Below are 18,078 nucleotides of genomic sequence, written 5' to 3'. Positions count from 1 at the left end.
CAATTTTTAGCGAAGGAATTATGGAGGATCAATATGATAAAAAAAGTAATGGTGGTGGCTTCACTGTCTGCTATAGTTGGCGGCGGAGTATACTATTTTCTTGTTAGCCCCAATATAAAGGAAAACACTGTATTAACAACTAAAGTGAATCCTACTATTGAATCGGAAGTACAAGGGAATATAGAAGAAAAAGAAGAGCAACAAATTGATTATGCTAGCATATCTCAAAAATTAGATCAATATTTAGTCGGAAAGCAATTCAATGGAACAGTTTTGGTAACAGATAAAGAGCATGTTATATTGAATAAAGGATATGGGTATGCTGATGTTCAAAATAAAATAGAAAATACGCCTCAAACAAAATATCGTATCGGTTCTATTACGAAAACAGTCGTTGCCACATCTATTTTACAGCTGCAAGAACAAGGGAAATTGAATATTCAAGATAATGTAAATAAATATATTCCTTCATTTCCGGAGAATAAAAATATTACGCTATATCATTTATTAACGCATACCTCTGGTTTACCTGAACACGCAAAAGGCAATATTAATGCGGCTTCCCGCTTACAATTAATTAATTGGATTGGACGTCAAAATTTAGAATTTCCTGCAGGAACAGGTTGGAGATATACAGATTATAATTATATGGTGCTTGCTTATATAATAGAACATATATCGAAAAAACCTTTAGGAGATTACATAAAAGAAAACATATTTGTAAAAGCAGATATGCATGAATCCGGTATGGGAAATATGGTACCTGGAGATAAAAATTTTACAAAGGGTTATGTGAAAAAAGATCAAGAGCTTGTACCAGCGCAGAAGTTAGGCATGGATTGGCTATATGGTTGTGGTGAGATGTATACGACAGTTGGAGATATGAAGAAATTAGACGAAGCAATTATAAATGGAAAACTTCTTTCTGAACAAAGTATACAAGCAATGTTTTCACCTTCAGCAGAACGGAAATATGCATTTAGTTTTTATATATATCCAGATTATTTTCATAATCATGGTGTATTATCTGGTTGGAACACTTTCAATAATTTTAATAAAGAAAAAGGAACTTTTGTTATTTTATTTTCAAATGTGAAAAATAGTATGGATGATGACTTTAATAAAGAGTTCCGAAAGATGGTAAATGATTTATTAGAACAAAGGGGATGAGAAAATGGAACATAAAACTTTATCAATAGGTTTCATTGGTATTGGCGTAATGGGAAAAAGTATGGTTTATCACTTAATGCAAGATGGTCATAAAGTATATGTATATAATAGAACGAAAGCAAAAACAGATTCTTTAGTGCAAGATGGTGCAAATTGGTGTAATACGCCAAAAGAGTTAGTAAAGCAAGTTGATATTGTAATGACAATGGTTGGATATCCACATGATGTAGAAGAAGTGTATTTTGGTATAGAAGGAATTATAGAACATGCAAAAGAAGGTACGATAGCAATTGACTTTACGACATCTACACCTACTTTAGCAAAACGGATTAATGAAGTTGCAAAAAGCAAAAATATATATACGTTAGATGCACCTGTCTCAGGAGGAGATGTTGGTGCGAAAGAAGCAAAACTCGCAATTATGGTAGGTGGGGAGAAAGAAATATATGATAGATGCTTACCTTTACTTGAAAAGTTAGGAACAAACATTCAATTACAAGGACCAGCTGGGAGTGGACAACATACAAAAATGTGCAATCAAATTGCGATTGCTTCCAATATGATTGGAGTATGTGAAGCTGTTGCTTACGCGAAGAAGGCTGGACTGAATCCAGATAAAGTGTTAGAGAGTATTTCAACAGGGGCAGCAGGTAGCTGGTCATTAAGTAATTTAGCTCCTCGAATGTTAAAAGGAGACTTTGAGCCAGGATTTTATGTAAAGCATTTTATGAAAGATATGAAAATTGCTTTAGAGGAAGCAGAAAAATTACAATTACCAGTCCCAGGCTTAAGTTTGGCGAAAGAATTGTATGAAGAGTTAATTAAGGATGGCGAAGAAAATAGTGGAACACAAGTACTATATAAAAAATATATAAGGGGGTAAACGAGGTGGACCTTCAAAAGTTTGATGAGATGATTGATACTGTACAGCGAGCTACTTGTATGCAAATTAATGAAAAACAAAAAGAAGCTTTTAAACAAAAATATGATTTTGAACCAGAATTTGAATATGGAAGAGATGAGAAGGGACATTATGTAATTCGAACCTCAAAAAAGATGTTAGAAGAAATGGAGTTTTATTTGGCATTGAAATATGATCGTGATGGAGTGGATCTTTATATGCAAGCTGAGATTGATGGTATATTTCATGTATCTGTTAGCTATGGTGAAGATGCCCTACATCTACAAGAATTGTTTCAATTTCTAGAAGAAAATAAATAAAAGTCCTCATTTGAGGACTTTTATTTATTTAGTCATCTTTAATTTTTATAATTATAAGTTAGAAGCGCGTCGGCATCGTTCAACCGGGAACGGGATAATTTGTGCGATGTGATTAGGACCAAATTGTTTTGTACGAGCATGGCGTATTATATAAAAAGCACACAGAATTGAAACAGGAATAGCGCCGAATAAACCAAATAATAAAGCGCTTACACAAGATGCGACAAATCCTAAAACACCAATTTCTAACTCTTCCATAATAGCTCCTAAAATAACAGGAAATGCTCCACATGTAACTCCAAGTATAAGTGCGATAAGTAAGCTCATGATTATCCCCCTCTGTTTGCGATATTATTTTCCTTCTAAGTTAATTGTAGTATATCACATATAAAACAGAATTTTCAGAAAAAATTCAATAAATGTTCAAAAAATGTTCGAAAAATGCACTTGAAAAATTAAGGTGTAAATTTGTGATGAAATGGTACTTTCAAGTAAATAAAAAATCAGACTTATTTCAAAATGAAATAAGCCTGTTCCATAGGAGGATGTATATATGTAGAGTGAATAAAAGTTTGGAAAAGGGGGTCCAAGTCCTTTTATTCAACTAACTACCTTAATAGATTGGAACCCAGCCTTCAGTTGTCACAAAAATACGAATAGCTACAACTTGGCGATCATCTTGCAAGGTAAAATAATGTCTTGCATTTTCAGGAACAGATATTAAATCGCCTGGCTCAAGTTCAACATCAAAGAATTTCCCATCTTTACCTTCAATAGCGAAAATGCCGTGACCACTGACGATAAAGCGAACTTCGTCATCTGTATGATGGTGTTCCTTTTGGAAATTAATTAATAATTCGTCAAGGTTAGGTGTGCTACTTGAAAGTGAGATTACATCATGTGCTTTATAACCTCGACGTGCTGAAACATCAGCGATTTCTTTTGAAAAAATAGCTAATATTTCAGCTTTGTTTTCATCTGTTAACGAATAATTTTCATTTAAATGAGTAGGAAGTTTAGAAATATTCCATTTCTCATATAAAACGCCTTCCTCTTGTAGAAATTTAGATACTTCCACTTCATTTTCAATACGAGTATTTACTTCATGAATACGAATTTGCGCCATTAGAAACGCCTCCTTGAATTGATAATAGTTTTATATGAAATTGGAATAAAAACTCATAAGCTTCTAATCTCTTCTTTGCATCAAAGCTATCTCGGCCCCATACGGTAATACCGTGGTTACGGATTAATACTGCACCCGAATCTCCTTGTATATGCTTTCGGAAGTTTTCTCCAAGTGTTGGGATATGGGCATGGTTTTCGATAATAGGAATGTGAATGGTTGCACCTTCTTCCCAAATATCGAGAGCTTTAATAATTTCTTGATTTTGAAGGGTGACTGCATCACTATATAAATTTGTGATGACATTATTATCGGTTGTATGAACATGAAGTACGCAACCGGCATTCGTATTGTTATAAATGTGTGTATGCAATATTGTTTCTGCTGAAGGGCGTAATTCAGTCTCTAAAACGGGAACTCCTACATGATCTACTAATAGAAAATCATCTGGAGTGGTTTTTGTTTTATCTTTACCGCTTGCCGTAATAAGAAAAGTAAGTGGTTCATGACTAACCTTTATAGAAATATTACCACTTGTTGCTGGGAACCAATTTCGTGTTGTTAACTCTTTTTTTATCTCGCTTAAGTCATACCATTGACGAAAAAGTTGTTTCATGCCTTCACCTCCAACAAAAGTTTTAATTCAGCTTGCACATCTTGAAATGTTTCAAACGGTGTATAAGCAATATGATTTTCTTCACACTTTGTAATAAGAAAATCGCGAGCGAATACTTTATCAGCTTGTTTCGCGGCTTGTAAATCAGTAATAGAATCTCCAATTACAATATGAAAGTCATCTGTATCACTTAATTTACGGATTAATGATGATTTACATAATCCGCAATGATTTTGACAATGATCATCACAAGAATGAGGCCATTTAACTGTAATAAACTCTGCTGAAAAGTCTGTTTCATTACAATAAATTTGCTCTTTTGGAATGATTCCTTGTAAGAGTGGATAGACGAAGAAATCCATTCCACCTGATATCACGTAAAAAGAAATGTTATTTTCCTTTACGAATTGTATAAACTCATGAAAACCACTACGGATTTCAGCAGTTTCTATTAAAAATTGAATAATATCATCGTGCAGATTAGTAGGTATTAATTGAAATAATTGAGAAACACCTTCTTGAATGGATAGTTCTTGTGATAAAATTTTATTCTTTACTTCTTCGGCTTCTGGTGGTGCGAATTTTTCCATAATGGACATAATGTTATCATTATTTGTAATCGTGCCATCGAAATCACAAAATACTTGAATACTCATAATTTCACCTCATAAGAGGGATTTCCCCATATTTGTAGTGCACTATGCAAATTTATGTCGTCTACTTCATGGAGTGGTTTATTTTGCAAAGTAGCATCAATTGCAGTACGGAAAGCTTTACCGCCGCCTTGCGCTCCATTTGGATGTCCGTGTATCCCGCCGCCAGCATTAATAACAACATCTTTACCGAAATCTCGTACAATAAAGGGAACGAAACCAGGATGAATACCAGCAGACGGAACAGAAAAGCTCTTCTTGAAAGATGCATCGTCTTCAGTTAAATATTTTGAGATAGCAAGAGCCTCCTCTTTTTCTAGCGCAACACTTCCGTATGGAGATGGGAATAATGAAAAGTCAGCCCCAGCATAACGTAGTAGCTTTCCAAGTAATAATGGAGATGAAACTCCATATAACTTGGATGCTGAATAAGCACCACTTACAGCAGGATGTGCCATAATAGGAACTGGGATTTCATCATCTTCTGCAAGTGATTGTAGTACATCTAGTCCGTAAGCAAATACGTTAAATAATAGAATATCAGCTCCAGCTTGCACTGCACGTTTAGCATTTTCTTTTAAATCAAAAGTTCGTCCTGTTAAATTTACGGCATATAACGTTTTATGTCCGTATGTTTCATATACAGATTGTAAAACTTCTTTTCCAGATACAATGCGTTTCGTAAGTGGTGTTAATGCATTTTCAAATAATATTTCATCATCTTTTACTATATCTACACCACCAATTGCTTGATCGCGTAATTGCGTTTTTAAATACCCAATGTTTCGTCCAATCATTCCTTTAAAAATACTCATTAAAAGGGGACGATCATGCACTTGTAAAAGATTTCGAATACCATCTATCCCGAATTTTGGACCAGGAAAATGTTTTTTTAACTCGTCTGAAAAAGTTAAGTCAATTAATTTTACTTCGCCATCAAGTGATAGCTTTCCAAATGTAGTCGTTAAAATCGCTGGTAAATCTGGACTGAAGTTTAATAGCGGATATTCGATTTTAATAATTCCGCGTTTTACTTTTTTACGTAAATACGAATTGGTATGTTCATGTTCAGCTAATTCCTCAACATGAATGACGTTGCCTTTATGCTGCTTTAATTGTTCTTGCAATAAGTGTGGCAAATGAGTCCAAGAGCCAATTGTTAAACCGAGTGCAATTTGCTCAGCTTTTTTTTCTAAGTTATGTGAATCATCATGGATTAAATACGTCGCTATAATTCCGCTCATTGTTATAACCTCCTAGTTAAATAAAAAAACCTCTCAGCTAAGGAGAGGTTTTTTTACAACCAGCTCCTTATCTGTCAGCGTAATGCTGCGAGAATTAGCACCGTGTCTACAATTGTAGATCGGTTGCCGGGTTTCGTCGGGCTCGTCCCTCCACCTGCTCTTGATAAGAAGTATTTAGAAATGTTTAAATTTTTAAGATAACTGAATTTTGTCAGATATTTTTCGTGTTGTCAATTACTTTTTGAAAAAATTTAATTTATCAATTCGATTAATGGCTTCTCGTAATCTATCTTCTGTATGTAAGAGACCAACACGGACATACCCTTCGCCATGCTCACCAAATCCAACACCAGGAGCAACTGCGACATGTGCTTTTTCTAGTAAAATATTAGAAAATTGCTCAGAGGTATATCCTTTTGGAACGGGAAGCCATGCAAAGAATGATCCTGTTGGAATGTCTACATTCCAACCAATTGAGTGACAGGCTGAAATAAGAGCGTTTCTTCGAGATTCGTAACTATTTACAAGGTCTATTACACAAGACTGTGAACTTAATAGCGCTTCTCGAGCAGCATCTTGAACTGCACCGAATATACTAACATACATATGATCTTGTAATAGGTTAATTGTTTCAATCACACTTTCATTCCCTACAGCAAAAGCGATGCGCCAGCCAGCCATATTGAAAGTTTTTGATAATGTGTAAATTTCAATTCCTATATTTTTCGCACCATCTGCTTGCAAGAAACTAACAGGTTTTTGACCATCAAATCCGATAGCGCCATAAGCAAAATCGTGAACAACTAATATATTATGTTTATTAGCAAAGTGAATGGTTGCATCAAAAAAATCTTTTGATGCAGTAGCACCGGTAGGATTATTTGGATAGTTTAAAAACATTAATTTTGCACGCTCTGCAATAGAGTCATCAATGTTCGTATAATCTGGTAAAAAGTTATTTTCTGCAATAAGTGGCATTCTTTCAAATTGTGCTTTTGCTAAAGCAACCCCGGATAAATAATCTGGATAACCTGGATCCGGAACGAGAATCGTATCACCAGGATTTGTAAAACAAATCGGTAATTCTACTAGTCCAGCCTTCCCACCAAACAAAATAGCAACTTCAGTTTTTGGGTTTAATTCGACGCCATATTCACGTTTATAGAATGTAGCCACGGCTTCCTTTAAGCTTTCATGTCCGCGAAATGGCGGATATTTATGATGAATGGTCTTTTCGGCAGCATCTTGTAAAGCTTTTACGATATGCTGCGGTGTTGGTTGATCTGGATTACCTTGACCTAGATTAATAACATCGTGACCAGCTGCAACGACTTTGTTAACTTTTGCAACAAGTGAAGCGAAAAATTGTGTTGGCAATGATGTTACTATCTCAGAAGGTTGAAATAATTTCATACTTTCCACCTCTTTTGAAAGTTGTTACAATTCTAGTGACAAATGATATAATCTTTCCAGTATTTTGTAAAGAGAAAAATAAGAATGGGGCTGAAAAAATGAAAGTCGCATGTATTCAAATGGATATTGTTTTTGGAGATGTAGAAAAAAATATTGAGAATGCTAAAAATAAAATAAGTGAAGCTATGAAGGAAAGGCCAGATGTTATCGTCTTACCAGAACTATGGACAACAGGATATGATTTAACGAGACTTTCTGAAATTGCAGATAGGGATGGAGTGGAAACGAAAGAAAAGTTAATAGAATGGGCGAAGCGATATGATGTACATATTGTTGGTGGGTCCATAGCAAAGCAAACAGAGCAAGGCGTTACAAATACGATGTATGTTGTAAATAATGAAGGACAGTTAGTCAACGAATATAGTAAAGTACATTTATTTCAGCTTATGGATGAACATAAATATTTAATAGCTGGTAATGGTACGGGCGAATTTAAGCTAGATGATGTTGAATGCGCTGGAACAATTTGTTATGATATTCGTTTTCCAGAGTGGATGCGTGTTCATACTGCTAAAGGGGCAAAAGTATTATTTGTTGTAGCTGAATGGCCATTAGTTCGTTTAGCACATTGGCGTTTGCTATTGCAAGCAAGAGCAGTTGAAAATCAGTGTTATGTTGTTGCGTGTAATAGAGCAGGGAAGGATCCGAATAATGTGTTTGCAGGTCATTCTTTAATTGTGGATCCTTGGGGTGAAGTTGTAGTAGAGGCGAATGAAGAGGAATCAATTTTATTTGGAGAGCTTGAATTCGAGAAAATTAAAGAAGTACGTAAAGGAATTCCAGTTTTTGCGGATCGCCGTCCAGAATTATACAAATAAAATGTTGACAAGTGATTTTTATTCTTGGTATAGTCTTCAACATAAAGTTAAAAATTCAAAAAATTATACAACTCTTATCAAGAGCAGGTGGAGGGATTTGGCCCGATGAAGCCCAGCAACCGACCGTAATACCATTGTGAAATGGGGCGTTTATTACGCCAAAAGGCACGGTGCTAATTCCAGCAGAAAGTAAAACTTTCTGGCAGATAAGAGGGGAGAAGATAAACTTCAAACCTCTTTCTTAGTGGAAAGAGGTTTTTCTATGTTAGAAAAACCTCTGAATTTAAAAAGGGGGAGAAGAAGATGGGATATTATTCATTAACAGAAATAACAGCTGTACAATATGCGAAAGATCATGGCTATTTTGAAGAGAAGGCAAATGTCATTTGTCATGAAATTGGAGATGGAAACTTAAATTACGTGTTTAAATTAGATGATGGAGAGAAATCCATTATAATAAAACAAGCACTGCCTTATGCGAAAGTAGTTGGTGAAAGCTGGCCATTGTCTATAAAAAGAGCAACGATTGAAAGCAAGGCATTACAAATTTTTGCGCAGTATGTACCGGATTATGTTCCAGTAGTGTACAGTCATGACGAAGAGTTAGCGATAACGGTAATAGAAGACTTATCAAGACTAACAATTACAAGAAAAGGATTAATAGACGGAGAAGAATATCCGCTTTTATCCCAGCATATTGGTCGTTTTCTAGCACATGTTTTATTTTACACTTCAGATTTTGGTTTACAGTCAAAAGAGAAAAGGGTACTAGAAGGTACCTTTGTAAATCCGGACCTTTGTAAAATTACAGAGGATTTAGTGTTTACAGATCCGTTTGGACATTATGATACAAATGATTATGAGCGAGATTTACAGCTCGTGGTTGATGAACTTTGGAGTGATAAAACTTTAAAACTAAAAGTAGCACAATATAAATATAAGTTCTTAACAAGAAAAGAAACTCTTATTCATGGTGATTTACATACTGGTAGTATTTTTTCGTCACCTTCTGAAACGAAAGTGATTGATCCAGAATTTGCGGCATATGGCCCATTTGGGTTTGACATAGGTCAATTTATTGCAAATCTATTATTAAATGCGTTATCTAGAGAAGAAGAAAAGAGAAGTGTACTATTTTTCCATATAGAAAAGACGTGGAGTTATTTTGTAGAGACTTTTACAAAGTTATGGATTGGAGAAGGTGTAGAAGCATATACGAAAGAAAAACAATGGTTACCAATTATTTTGCAAAATATCTTTACTGATGCTGTTGGATTTGCCGGATGTGAACTAATTCGTAGAACAATTGGTTTAGCTCATGTAGCAGATTTAGATGAAATAGAAAATAAAGAAACAAGAATTCAAGCTAAGAAACAAGCGCTATCCTTAGGAAAAGAACTAATAAAATATGAATCTAAAAGTGCTGATATTCAACTGTTTCGAACATTATTTCAACAGACAGTTTCAAGGGGTGTAAAAGCATGAGTACAATCGTTACTGTTCCGAGATCTGTAAGTTGGAAAGGGGATGCAATTGCGGTATTAAATCAAACGAAATTGCCACATAGCACAGAATACAAAACATTAACGACTATTGAAGAGGTTTGGAAAAGTATCATAATGTTAGAAGTACGCGGAGCGCCTGCAATTGGAATTGTAGCTGCATTTGGCTTGGCGCTTGCAGCGAAAAAATATAATACTTTACATATCGAAGAATTTCAAAAGAAGTTTAATAGAGACTGTAACTATTTAGGGACATCACGCCCAACGGCAGTAAATTTATTTTGGGCAATTGATCGTATGAGAGAATCTATTCGAGAGATTACTACAATAAAAGAAGCACAAAAAATATTAGAAGAAGAAGCGCTTCGCATTCAACAGGAAGATGAAGAGGTGTGTCGAAATATTGGGGAATATGCGTTAACATGTTTTAAAGATGGCGATAATATTTTAACAATCTGTAACGCTGGAAGTATCGCAACTGCCAGATATGGAACTGCATTAGCTCCCTTTTATATTGGAAAAGAAAAAGGTGTGCGTTTACATGCATATGCGTGTGAAACGAGACCAGTTTTACAAGGTGGTCGCTTAACGACGTGGGAATTGAAGCAAGCAAATATTGATGTGACCCTTATAACAGATAATACTGCAGCTCATGCTATTCAAACGAAAGAAATAAACGCAATTATTGTGGGGGCGGATCGAATTGTCGCAAATGGAGATACAGCCAATAAAATAGGGACAATGAATTTAGCTATTTTAGCAAAGTACTTTAATATCCCATTTTACGTTGCTGCGCCACTGTCAACATTTGATGTTACGAAAGAAACTGGAGCCGAAATTATTATTGAAGAAAGAGATGAAACAGAAGTTACGAAAATCTTTGGAAAACAAGTAGCACCAATTGGAACGGATGTTTATAATCCAGCATTTGACATAACGCCGAATGAATTAATTACAGGAATTATTACTGAGAAAGGTATTATACGCGGGGACTATAAACGAGAAATTGCATCATTATTTGAAAAACAAGCTAATACATAATAGCTTGTTTTTTTATGCCTAAATGCAGTGTTTTCTCTTACTTATATAATGAAAGGAGGGGAAGAGGGTGGAAGAGTGGATCAAGATGATAGGTAATGTAGGGTTTCCGATTGTGGTAACATTATATTTACTCCACCGTATTGAAAGTAAATTAGAGGGGGTAATTGTTGCAATTGAGAAGCTCCCGCGGCAATTACTAAAGTACGAAGATCCTCGGGATAAAAAATAAAGTTTGCTCTTCTTGAGCAAACTTTATTTTTATTGAGCGGTATAACCACCATCGATAACGACAGCTTGACCAGTTATACCTTTAGCTTTTTCACTCGCTAAAAACATCGCATAATCTGCAATTTCTTGTACTTGTAATAAGCGCTTTTGTGGAACGAGTGGATAAATAACATCTTCTAAAACATTTTCAAGTGGTACATTTCGTGTAGTAGCTAAGTCTTGTAGTTGATTACGTACAAGGGGGGTATCAACATAACCAGGGCAAAGGGCATTAACAGTAATACCATGCGTAGCACCTTCTAAAGCGGCAACTTTTGTTAATCCAATTACGCCATGTTTTGCACTATTGTAGGCAGCTTTTCCAGCAAACCCGACAAGGCCGTTAATAGAAGCGACATTAATAATACGACCATATTTTTGTTGTTTCATAATCGGAAAGGCATGCTTAATTGCAATAAACGGAGCAATTTGCATAATTTGAATTAGTAGCTCGAACTTTTCAGTTGGAAAGTCTTCAATGGGTGAAACGTGTTGCATTCCTGCGTTGTTAATTAATATATGTAATGAACCGAAATGATCAACTGTTTGAGAAATTGCTGCTGTAATTTCCTCTTCAGATGTAACGTCACATTTTAAACCGATAGCTTGAAAACCTTCATTTTGTAATTGTTCAGCAGCTTCTTTTGCACGTTCTTCAAGCCGATCGGTAATCACAACTTTTGCACCTTCTTTTGCAAAAGCCTTTCCCATTTCATAACCAATACCACTTGCAGCACCTGTTAAAAAGACAACTCGATTTGTAACCATGATGAAAAACATCCCTTCATAATAAAGTTTTCATAGTGCTCTATTTAGAGAAGCTATAATGAAATTCCTGCAAACATTTGGAAAAAATATCGTTAGCTATCTTGTTTTGCAAAATAGTCTTTGCTATACTATTTTGTAAAGCAAGATACTTACGCTTATCTATCTTGTAAAGCAAGATAGTAGGAGGATTTGAATTATGTCGACAAGTCAAATGCTGAAAGGGATTTTAGAAGGATGCTTACTTGCTATTATTTCTGAAGGCGAAATATACGGTTATGAAATGAGTGAAAAGCTAGCGAAGTATGGTTTTACAATGGCGAGTGAGGGAAGTATTTATCCGTTATTAATACGAATGCAAAAAGAAGGACTAATAACAAGCGTAATGAAGGAATCTCCATCTGGTCCAAAGAGAAAATATTATACATTAACAGAAAAAGGCGAGGAAGCACTTGATGAATTTATGGATCGCTGGGAAACGATGCAAAGTAGTGTAGAACGTCTACTTGAAGGGAAGGGAAGGAGAAAATAATGCTATCAAGTGAAGCGCGAAAGTTTTTGTTAGATATGAGATTATTTTTGACGGCAAAGAGTGTGAAAGAAAGCGATATTGAAAATTTTATAGAAGATGCGGAACTCCATTTAATTGAGGGTGAGAGTGATGGGAAAAGTGTAGAAGATATTTTCGGAAGCTCACCGAAAGAATATGCAAATGAACTTGTCAAAGTAATGGAAAGAGATAGACAGGAAACGTGGAAGCAAATTGGTTTTACAGTAATGAATATCGTATCGTTTTGGATTATTGCTTCTATCTTAATAGTGAATCATGGAATGTTACAGATTTCACTTATTCAGTGTATCGGTTATAGTTTTTCATTGATTTTAGTTGTTATAGGTCCTAATTTTCTACTTCGCAAAATGGCCTTCGTAACAAGTTTTACAAAAACATGGTTTTCTATGTGGTCTTTAGTTATGATCGCTCCAATGTTTTTATTAGGAGCTGTTACGATATTAGACGTGATATATCCGACAAAAATGCTCACATTCACCGAAGTGCAAAGTTATATAGTGGCTGGTGGGATTTTTATCATCACAGTAGCTATAAATATATATTTTGAAGGATGGTTTAAAAACTTATATTTAATCATTCCACTTTCAATTATGTTAGTGTTTAAAACATTTACAACGGAAGACCTTGTTCCAATGTTATTTCAAATTATATATTTATACGGAAGTTTATTTATTTTAATTTTTGTTGAAATTATGATGAAGGCGAATAGAAGAGAAATGGTTAAATAAGGGAGGGGCTATAATGCAGATTTCTAAAGAAGGAGAAAAGTTCTTAATCGATACGAAAGTATATTTAATAACAAAAGGAATTAAAGAAGAAGATATTGACGCTTTTTTAGAAGATGCAGAACTTCATTTAATTGAAGGTGAGAAAGAAGGAAAAACGGTAAGTAATATATTTGGTGATTCGCCAAAAGAGTATGCGGAAGAATTAGCGAAAGAGATGGAGAAGGATAAAGGCGGAAGTATAAAGAGTGTTTTAGGAATGATTATTGGGATAGGTGGGTATTGGTTACTAACCAATATTTTATTTGGAAATCCGAATCAACAATTTACGTTAACAAATGTACAGGTAATTGGTTATCCTATCGTTTTAATTATTACAATTATTGGAACGGTTTTTGCGTTTAGAATGTCTCTTTTAAAAGTAAATTAGTAGAGTTTGGAATTATTTATGTAATAGTAATGATACCTATTTTATTATTAGTGTTATTAATGTTTATGAATAAATGGTATGGGACGCCAATTTTACAATTGTCGACAATGCAGACATATATATTAGCAGTAAGTATATTTTTATTACTTCTTATTGGTGAAGTATATGTTCTTGGTTGGATGGGTGTTTTGGTACTAATTGTTCCTCTTGCGATTATGTTCTTATTTAAAGACTTAGAAGAAAGAAATGTATTTTGGGGAATTGCAAAGATATTACTTATGTATGGAAGTATATATGGATTAATGAGATGGTCTTTAAAAATTGAAGAAAGAAAAAGTGTGAACTAGAAATTCAATAAAAAGCGGCTGCTCTGGATATACCAAAAATTATTTCCAAAGAAATATTATATAGGGATTTTTAGAGGGATTACATTTACATTTAGTTGTCTATTTTTATTTCTAGCAGCCGGGATTTGTTTTGTTGATTGGAATAAGTTGTTTTAAACAGTAACATGAGGGTTACTGTTTTTTTCTTTGCAATAAAGAGCTTTGTAAAGAGAGTGTTTTTTGTTCGTTCGTCAATAGAGACTGAATAGGAACATTTTCAGGGCGCGGGACTATCGGATACATAAGATTGGTTGGAGAAGGATGGTGCTCCGAGCCAGTTGGGGAATGAGGATCTGCGTGAGTAAGTTTTCCGTGAACACGTCTTGTAAATAAAATATGACCGATTTCGTGAGCAAGCGTATATATATTTTTCATAGGAGCAGCCGAGTTTGTTAAAACGATATATCCGGTAAGTTGTTGCTGTTTTGCTAAAGAGTAAGCGCAGGCAATTACTGCTGTTTCTTTGAAATAATCACTGCCAATATAACAAATATAAAGGTCGCATTCAGGAGCTTCATTTACACATGTTTGGAAAAAGGATGCCAGCTTTTCTTGACTTTGAATGGAATTTTTATAACTGATTTCACGGTCAAAAAAACGGAAAAGTTCATTTAATACAATTACTTCTTGAATTTGAAATGTAATGGGGTGCCAAATTGATTCTGCAACAGCTAAATCTTTTGCGATGCGGTCATCAGAAATATCGGCGCCGGGAGTAATACAAATACATATATTGACGTATGGATCCATAAGGAACACCTCAACTGAAAAAAAGTTCTTCCTATAATATATGTGGGGAAAAGATGTCATGTATGGATAAACGCCTTCTTTATTGAATATATAGATGACAAGTCGAAAAAATTTCATAGTTCTATAACGTAGTGTAATCATCTTTTTGATATAGTAAAGAAAAGGGGGAGAATATATGTATACATTAAAAATCGTTTCAGACAGAGAAGCTCTTTATCAATTTGCAAGTTATGTAAGAGTTGTACAAGGGGTGGAAGATGTATATGTAGAGGTGGGAGAACCTTTATATGAACATCCGTTAATGAAGTTTTATGTACATATTAAGCTGAAAGAAACATATGAGCAGCATAAAGCGTTACAGGAAATAGCAAGATTAGTAGAATTGGGGCGTTTTACATATGTCCATTATCGTAATGATGAAATTGAGGAAGCTTTTGAAGCTGTAAAATATGAAAGTTTTAAGAAATAAAGGTGAAAAAAAGGAGGCGAAAGCTTCTTTTTTTCTTTAAAATTACATGAACAAAAAGAGCAAAATTTTGTTATGATAAGGGAGGTTAGGGAAAGGGGAATTTACATATGGGGTATATTGAAGAGTTACGAAAAGTCGTTGGTACAAGGCCGCTTATTCTCGTAGGATCAGCAATTATTATATTAAACGATAATCAAGAAGTATTGCTTCAATATCGTTCAGATACATATGATTGGGGTGTACCTGGTGGGGCGATGGAACTGGGCGAAACGACAGAAGAAACTGCACGTAGAGAGTTATTTGAGGAAACGGGGTTAACTGCAAAAATAATGCAATTTCTTGGTGTTCTATCAGGAAAAGAAGTATATTTCCGTTATCCGAATGGCGATGAAATTTTCAATGTTATTCATCTGTATCAGGCACATCATGTGAGCGGGGAATTAAAGCTCGATCATGAAGGGTTAAAACTTCAATATTTTCCAGTAGATAAGTTGCCAAAATTGAATGAAACGACAGAGAAAATTTTACAAAAGTTTTTATATGCGCTGACAGAATAGAAGGTTAATTCCTTCTATTTTTATTATATTAAATATTTTGATTTTTTAGTATGTTTATAGTATGATAGTTATAGATATACATCTTATGGAATTTCACCTAAAAACTGACTAGGGTACATAAGAGAGGGGCAAGTGCAAAATGCATAATGTTGTTATTACAGCTGCAGTTCGTTCGCCAATTGGAACTTTTGGAGGAGCGCTAAAAAATGTAACGCCAGTAGAATTAGCTGTTCCTGTACTTCAGGAAGCTGTAAAACGAGGCGGGGTAGAACCACATGAAGTTGATGAAGTAATTTTAGGTCATTGTATTCAAAGAACTGATGAAGCAAATACGGCGAGAACAGCTGCATTAGCGGCAGGATTTCCTGACACAGTTACGGGATATACAATCCAACGTCAATGTTCTTCAGGTATGCAAGCAATTATGTCAGCTGCAATGCAAATCCAATTAGGTGTAAGTGATGTTGTTGTTGCAGGTGGGGTAGAAGCGATGAGTTCGAGCCCTTATGCATTGAAACAGCACCGCTGGGGACAACGTCTACAGCACGGAGAAATTCGTGATACGGTGTGGGAAGTGTTAGAAGATCCGATTCACCATATTATGATGGGTGAAACAGCGGAAAATTTAGTTGAACAATATGAAATTACAAGAGAGGAACAAGATGAAGTTGCTCTTCGCAGTCATATATTGGCACTGAAGGCAATCGAGTCTGGATACTTTGACGATCAAATTGTTCCTATTACAATAAAAGAGCGTAGAAAAGAAGTTGTATTTTCGAAGGATGAACATCCACGTGCAGATATTACAGCTGAAAAATTAGCTGGATTGAAGCCGGCGTTCCGTAAAGATGGATCAGTGACTGCTGGAAATGCATCTGGCCTTAATGACGGGAGTGCAGTTCTAGTATTAATGAGCGAAGAAAAAGCGAAAGAAAAAGGTTTACAACCGTTAGCTAGAATTGTTGGATATTCAGTAGCTGGAGTAGATCCAAAAATTATGGGTATTGGACCAGCACCAGCAATTCGTAAAGGTTTAGAAAAAGTAGATTGGTCATTGGAAGATGCAGATTTACTTGAAATTAATGAAGCTTTCGCGGCTCAATATTTAGCTGTAGAGAAAGAGTTAGGCTTAGACCGTGAAAAAGTGAACGTAAACGGTAGTGGCGTAGGACTTGGGCATCCAATTGGTTGTACAGGGGCTCGTATTACAGTAAGTTTAATTCACGAATTAAAAAGACGTGGGTTAGAAAAAGGAATTGCCTCTTTATGCGTCGGTGGCGGTATCGGGGTTGCCTTATTTATAGAAGCACTATAAAAAAGAAGCAGCTATTGCTGCTTCTTTTTTTTACGACTCAAATAGATGATGGAATAATCGATCGCGATTTTCAAAGAAAAGTTTCGTCGTTTGGTAATGCTCAGTTTCTTCTAATGTGGATTCGTGAATTCCCTCTTGTGTTAAAGAATATATAGTGGATTCAGGATAAGCCATTAAAATAGGAGAATGCGTCGCGATAACAAATTGTGAACCTTGTTCAGCTAGTTCGTGCATTCGAATGAGCATGGAAAGTTGTCTCATTGGTGATAAAGCTGCCTCAGGCTCATCTAAAATGTATAAACCTTGTCCGGAAAAACGGTTCATAAATAATGAGAAGAATGATTCACCGTGTGATTGTTTGTGTAGTGAGATACCACCATAAGAGTTGATAACCGGATTCCCACGTGCTTCTCTATCAGCATCTATTTCATCAATATAAGAAGCAACGTTATAAAATGATTCAGCGCGAAGAAAGAAACCGTCGTTTGGTGTATTGAAACTTTTTGAAATTCGAAGGTATTCATGTAAAGATGAATGGGAATCGTTTGTGCTAAAGCGGAAGTTCTTCGTTCCACCTTCTGCATTAAAACCTAACGCAATTGCAATTCCTTCAAGTAATGTTGATTTACCTGTTCCGTTTTCTCCAATAATGAATGTTACATTTGGATGGAAAGCTAGTGATTGTAATGTTCGAATAGCGGGTAAACAGTAAGGATATGCGGAAAAACTAGGGATATTTTCTTTTTTTAATGTGACATTTTGTAAAAAGGGTACGTCAATCAATATATAAACCTCAATTCATAACGGATTTTGAATTTAAAAAGGCAGCAAATACAAGTGTTAATGACACCTGAATCCCTTCTTGTTTTCTGAATATTTTATGTGGATTATATCATTTAAACTATCATATTCCAATGTGAAAATAAATATTGCATGAAGATCCATTCTCTCGTTATGATATATGGTATTCTATTGAAAA

21 protein-coding genes, 2 pseudogenes and 2 riboswitches are annotated in these 18,078 nt (G+C 35.0%); of the genes and pseudogenes, 14 read left to right on the top strand and 9 right to left on the bottom strand.

The genetic code is table 11. The features are described 5' to 3' along the window. The first annotated feature begins 33 nt into the window (after positions 1–33). From DN401_RS19050 to DN401_RS19040, 3 genes are read left to right on the top strand one after another with little or no spacing between them, the layout of a single operon-like run. Complete coding sequence (locus DN401_RS19050) at positions 34–1,170, top strand: serine hydrolase (protein ID WP_000592910.1); 1,137 nt, start codon at positions 34–36, stop codon at positions 1,168–1,170. A 4-nt stretch (positions 1,171–1,174) separates the two neighbouring features. Beyond that, the gene (locus DN401_RS19045; protein ID WP_000400431.1) at positions 1,175–2,053 is read left to right on the top strand and encodes an NAD(P)-dependent oxidoreductase; all 879 of its coding nucleotides are present in this window, start codon (positions 1,175–1,177) and stop codon (positions 2,051–2,053) included. 5 nt (positions 2,054–2,058) lie between these two features. Further along, positions 2,059–2,391, top strand: coding sequence for a DUF3909 family protein (locus tag DN401_RS19040; RefSeq protein WP_000365619.1), 333 nt, complete (start codon positions 2,059–2,061; stop codon positions 2,389–2,391). Positions 2,392–2,442: 51 nt separating this feature from the next. Here the strand turns inward: DN401_RS19040 and DN401_RS19035 are convergent, their stop codons facing one another. From DN401_RS19035 to DN401_RS19010, 6 genes are all read right to left on the bottom strand, one after another. Continuing rightward, positions 2,443–2,718: a hypothetical protein gene (locus DN401_RS19035; protein WP_000054659.1), complete on the bottom strand. Its 276-nt coding sequence runs from the start codon at positions 2,716–2,718 to the stop codon at positions 2,443–2,445. A gap of 286 nt (positions 2,719–3,004) precedes the next feature. Further along, on the bottom strand, positions 3,005–3,517 hold the full coding sequence (locus tag DN401_RS19030) for a 1,2-dihydroxy-3-keto-5-methylthiopentene dioxygenase (RefSeq protein WP_000057314.1): 513 nt from the start codon (positions 3,515–3,517) through the stop codon (positions 3,005–3,007). Next, positions 3,495–4,133, bottom strand: a complete 639-nt coding sequence (locus tag DN401_RS19025; protein WP_000811341.1) for a methylthioribulose 1-phosphate dehydratase — start codon at positions 4,131–4,133, stop codon at positions 3,495–3,497. The genes DN401_RS19030 and DN401_RS19025 overlap by 23 nt, the downstream gene beginning before the upstream one ends. Beyond that, positions 4,130–4,789 (bottom strand): 2-hydroxy-3-keto-5-methylthiopentenyl-1-phosphate phosphatase, encoded by a 660-nt coding sequence (locus DN401_RS19020; RefSeq protein ID WP_000027461.1) that lies wholly within the window; start codon positions 4,787–4,789, stop codon positions 4,130–4,132. Before DN401_RS19020 ends, DN401_RS19025 begins: the two co-directional genes overlap by 4 nt. After that, entirely contained in the window at positions 4,786–6,030 is a 1,245-nt protein-coding gene (gene mtnW, locus DN401_RS19015; RefSeq protein ID WP_000014181.1) for a 2,3-diketo-5-methylthiopentyl-1-phosphate enolase, read from the bottom strand. Before mtnW ends, DN401_RS19020 begins: the two co-directional genes overlap by 4 nt. Positions 6,031–6,094: 64 nt before the next feature. Further along, a riboswitch (SAM riboswitch) is annotated at positions 6,095–6,200 on the bottom strand. Positions 6,201–6,264: 64 nt separating this feature from the next. Beyond that, a complete protein-coding gene (locus DN401_RS19010) occupies positions 6,265–7,443 on the bottom strand; it encodes a pyridoxal phosphate-dependent aminotransferase (RefSeq protein WP_000765518.1) in 1,179 nt (392 codons plus the stop codon). Between the two features lie 14 nt (positions 7,444–7,457). On the opposite strand from DN401_RS19010, the gene DN401_RS19005 reads away from it, so the two are divergent. The 4 genes from DN401_RS19005 (at position 7,458) to DN401_RS18990 (ending at position 11,093) form a co-directional block, all read left to right on the top strand. Beyond that, positions 7,458–8,321 carry a carbon-nitrogen family hydrolase gene (locus DN401_RS19005; RefSeq protein ID WP_002204714.1) on the top strand — a complete coding sequence of 288 codons (864 nt, stop codon included), beginning with the start codon at positions 7,458–7,460 and terminating at the stop codon, positions 8,319–8,321. 71 nt (positions 8,322–8,392) lie between these two features. Beyond that, a riboswitch (SAM riboswitch) is annotated at positions 8,393–8,534 on the top strand. Positions 8,535–8,624: 90 nt separating this feature from the next. Next, entirely contained in the window at positions 8,625–9,806 is a 1,182-nt protein-coding gene (gene mtnK, locus DN401_RS19000; protein ID WP_000542684.1) for an S-methyl-5-thioribose kinase, read from the top strand. Beyond that, entirely contained in the window at positions 9,803–10,864 is a 1,062-nt protein-coding gene (mtnA, locus tag DN401_RS18995; protein ID WP_000104604.1) for an S-methyl-5-thioribose-1-phosphate isomerase, read from the top strand. Before mtnK ends, mtnA begins: the two co-directional genes overlap by 4 nt. A gap of 67 nt (positions 10,865–10,931) precedes the next feature. Next, entirely contained in the window at positions 10,932–11,093 is a 162-nt protein-coding gene (locus DN401_RS18990; RefSeq protein WP_000393336.1) for a YvrJ family protein, read from the top strand. A 29-nt stretch (positions 11,094–11,122) separates the two neighbouring features. Here the strand turns inward: DN401_RS18990 and DN401_RS18985 are convergent, their stop codons facing one another. Further along, positions 11,123–11,899 (bottom strand): 3-hydroxybutyrate dehydrogenase, encoded by a 777-nt coding sequence (locus tag DN401_RS18985; RefSeq protein WP_000258428.1) that lies wholly within the window; start codon positions 11,897–11,899, stop codon positions 11,123–11,125. Positions 11,900–12,095: 196 nt separating this feature from the next. Here DN401_RS18985 and DN401_RS18980 point away from each other — a divergent pair, with 196 nt between their 5' ends. From DN401_RS18980 to DN401_RS30245, 4 genes and pseudogenes are all read left to right on the top strand, one after another. Further along, positions 12,096–12,428, top strand: a complete 333-nt coding sequence (locus tag DN401_RS18980; RefSeq protein ID WP_000107982.1) for a PadR family transcriptional regulator — start codon at positions 12,096–12,098, stop codon at positions 12,426–12,428. Then, positions 12,428–13,195 carry a DUF1129 domain-containing protein gene (locus DN401_RS18975; RefSeq protein ID WP_000952888.1) on the top strand — a complete coding sequence of 256 codons (768 nt, stop codon included), beginning with the start codon at positions 12,428–12,430 and terminating at the stop codon, positions 13,193–13,195. Before DN401_RS18980 ends, DN401_RS18975 begins: the two co-directional genes overlap by 1 nt. Positions 13,196–13,208: 13 nt before the next feature. Then, positions 13,209–13,969: pseudogene (locus tag DN401_RS18970) on the top strand (DUF1129 domain-containing protein). A 12-nt stretch (positions 13,970–13,981) separates the two neighbouring features. Next, positions 13,982–14,125: pseudogene (locus tag DN401_RS30245) on the top strand (DNA-binding protein); the annotation flags it as partial. Between the two features lie 15 nt (positions 14,126–14,140). On the opposite strand, the gene DN401_RS18960 reads toward DN401_RS30245, so the two are convergent. Next, a complete protein-coding gene (locus tag DN401_RS18960) occupies positions 14,141–14,758 on the bottom strand; it encodes an ImmA/IrrE family metallo-endopeptidase (protein WP_000371608.1) in 618 nt (205 codons plus the stop codon). Between the two features lie 175 nt (positions 14,759–14,933). Here DN401_RS18960 and DN401_RS18955 point away from each other — a divergent pair, with 175 nt between their 5' ends. The 3 genes from DN401_RS18955 to DN401_RS18945 all read left to right on the top strand — a co-directional run bounded on the left by DN401_RS18955 (position 14,934) and on the right by DN401_RS18945 (position 17,099). After that, complete coding sequence (locus DN401_RS18955; RefSeq protein WP_000288330.1) at positions 14,934–15,227, top strand: DUF3928 family protein; 294 nt, start codon at positions 14,934–14,936, stop codon at positions 15,225–15,227. Between the two features lie 107 nt (positions 15,228–15,334). After that, on the top strand, positions 15,335–15,784 hold the full coding sequence (locus tag DN401_RS18950; protein ID WP_000540529.1) for an NUDIX hydrolase: 450 nt from the start codon (positions 15,335–15,337) through the stop codon (positions 15,782–15,784). Between the two features lie 139 nt (positions 15,785–15,923). Then, entirely contained in the window at positions 15,924–17,099 is a 1,176-nt protein-coding gene (locus DN401_RS18945) for an acetyl-CoA C-acetyltransferase (protein ID WP_000552074.1), read from the top strand. A 30-nt stretch (positions 17,100–17,129) separates the two neighbouring features. On the opposite strand, the gene DN401_RS18940 is transcribed toward DN401_RS18945, so the two are convergent. Next, the gene (locus DN401_RS18940) at positions 17,130–17,882 is read right to left on the bottom strand and encodes an AAA family ATPase (protein WP_000567998.1); all 753 of its coding nucleotides are present in this window, start codon (positions 17,880–17,882) and stop codon (positions 17,130–17,132) included. Positions 17,883–18,078: the final 196 nt, after the last annotated feature.

The organism is Bacillus sp. BF2-3 (assembly GCF_008368795.1).
GTDB lineage: Bacteria > Bacillota > Bacilli > Bacillales > Bacillaceae_G > Bacillus_A > Bacillus_A cereus.
The sequence above is the reverse complement of the archived record's forward strand: the minus strand, read 5'-3'. Positions and strand labels throughout refer to the sequence as shown.

What these genes read in the sequence shown, in the direction of transcription:
- DN401_RS19050 (WP_000592910.1), top strand. Translation starts at nt 34, where the DNA reads ATGATAAAAAAAGTAATGGTGGTGGCTTCACTGTCTGCTATAGTTGGC.
- DN401_RS19045 (WP_000400431.1), top strand. Translation starts at nt 1,175, where the DNA reads ATGGAACATAAAACTTTATCAATAGGTTTCATTGGTATTGGCGTAATG.
- DN401_RS19035 (WP_000054659.1), bottom strand. Translation starts at nt 2,718, where the DNA reads ATGAGCTTACTTATCGCACTTATACTTGGAGTTACATGTGGAGCATTT.
- DN401_RS19030 (WP_000057314.1), bottom strand. Translation starts at nt 3,517, where the DNA reads ATGGCGCAAATTCGTATTCATGAAGTAAATACTCGTATTGAAAATGAA.
- DN401_RS19025 (WP_000811341.1), bottom strand. Translation starts at nt 4,133, where the DNA reads ATGAAACAACTTTTTCGTCAATGGTATGACTTAAGCGAGATAAAAAAA.
- DN401_RS19020 (WP_000027461.1), bottom strand. Translation starts at nt 4,789, where the DNA reads ATGAGTATTCAAGTATTTTGTGATTTCGATGGCACGATTACAAATAAT.
- mtnW (WP_000014181.1), bottom strand. Translation starts at nt 6,030, where the DNA reads ATGAGCGGAATTATAGCGACGTATTTAATCCATGATGATTCACATAAC.
- DN401_RS19010 (WP_000765518.1), bottom strand. Translation starts at nt 7,443, where the DNA reads ATGAAATTATTTCAACCTTCTGAGATAGTAACATCATTGCCAACACAA.
- mtnK (WP_000542684.1), top strand. Translation starts at nt 8,625, where the DNA reads ATGGGATATTATTCATTAACAGAAATAACAGCTGTACAATATGCGAAA.
- mtnA (WP_000104604.1), top strand. Translation starts at nt 9,803, where the DNA reads ATGAGTACAATCGTTACTGTTCCGAGATCTGTAAGTTGGAAAGGGGAT.
- DN401_RS18985 (WP_000258428.1), bottom strand. Translation starts at nt 11,899, where the DNA reads ATGGTTACAAATCGAGTTGTCTTTTTAACAGGTGCTGCAAGTGGTATT.
- DN401_RS18980 (WP_000107982.1), top strand. Translation starts at nt 12,096, where the DNA reads ATGTCGACAAGTCAAATGCTGAAAGGGATTTTAGAAGGATGCTTACTT.
- DN401_RS18975 (WP_000952888.1), top strand. Translation starts at nt 12,428, where the DNA reads ATGCTATCAAGTGAAGCGCGAAAGTTTTTGTTAGATATGAGATTATTT.
- DN401_RS18960 (WP_000371608.1), bottom strand. Translation starts at nt 14,758, where the DNA reads ATGGATCCATACGTCAATATATGTATTTGTATTACTCCCGGCGCCGAT.
- DN401_RS18955 (WP_000288330.1), top strand. Translation starts at nt 14,934, where the DNA reads ATGTATACATTAAAAATCGTTTCAGACAGAGAAGCTCTTTATCAATTT.
- DN401_RS18950 (WP_000540529.1), top strand. Translation starts at nt 15,335, where the DNA reads ATGGGGTATATTGAAGAGTTACGAAAAGTCGTTGGTACAAGGCCGCTT.
- DN401_RS18945 (WP_000552074.1), top strand. Translation starts at nt 15,924, where the DNA reads ATGCATAATGTTGTTATTACAGCTGCAGTTCGTTCGCCAATTGGAACT.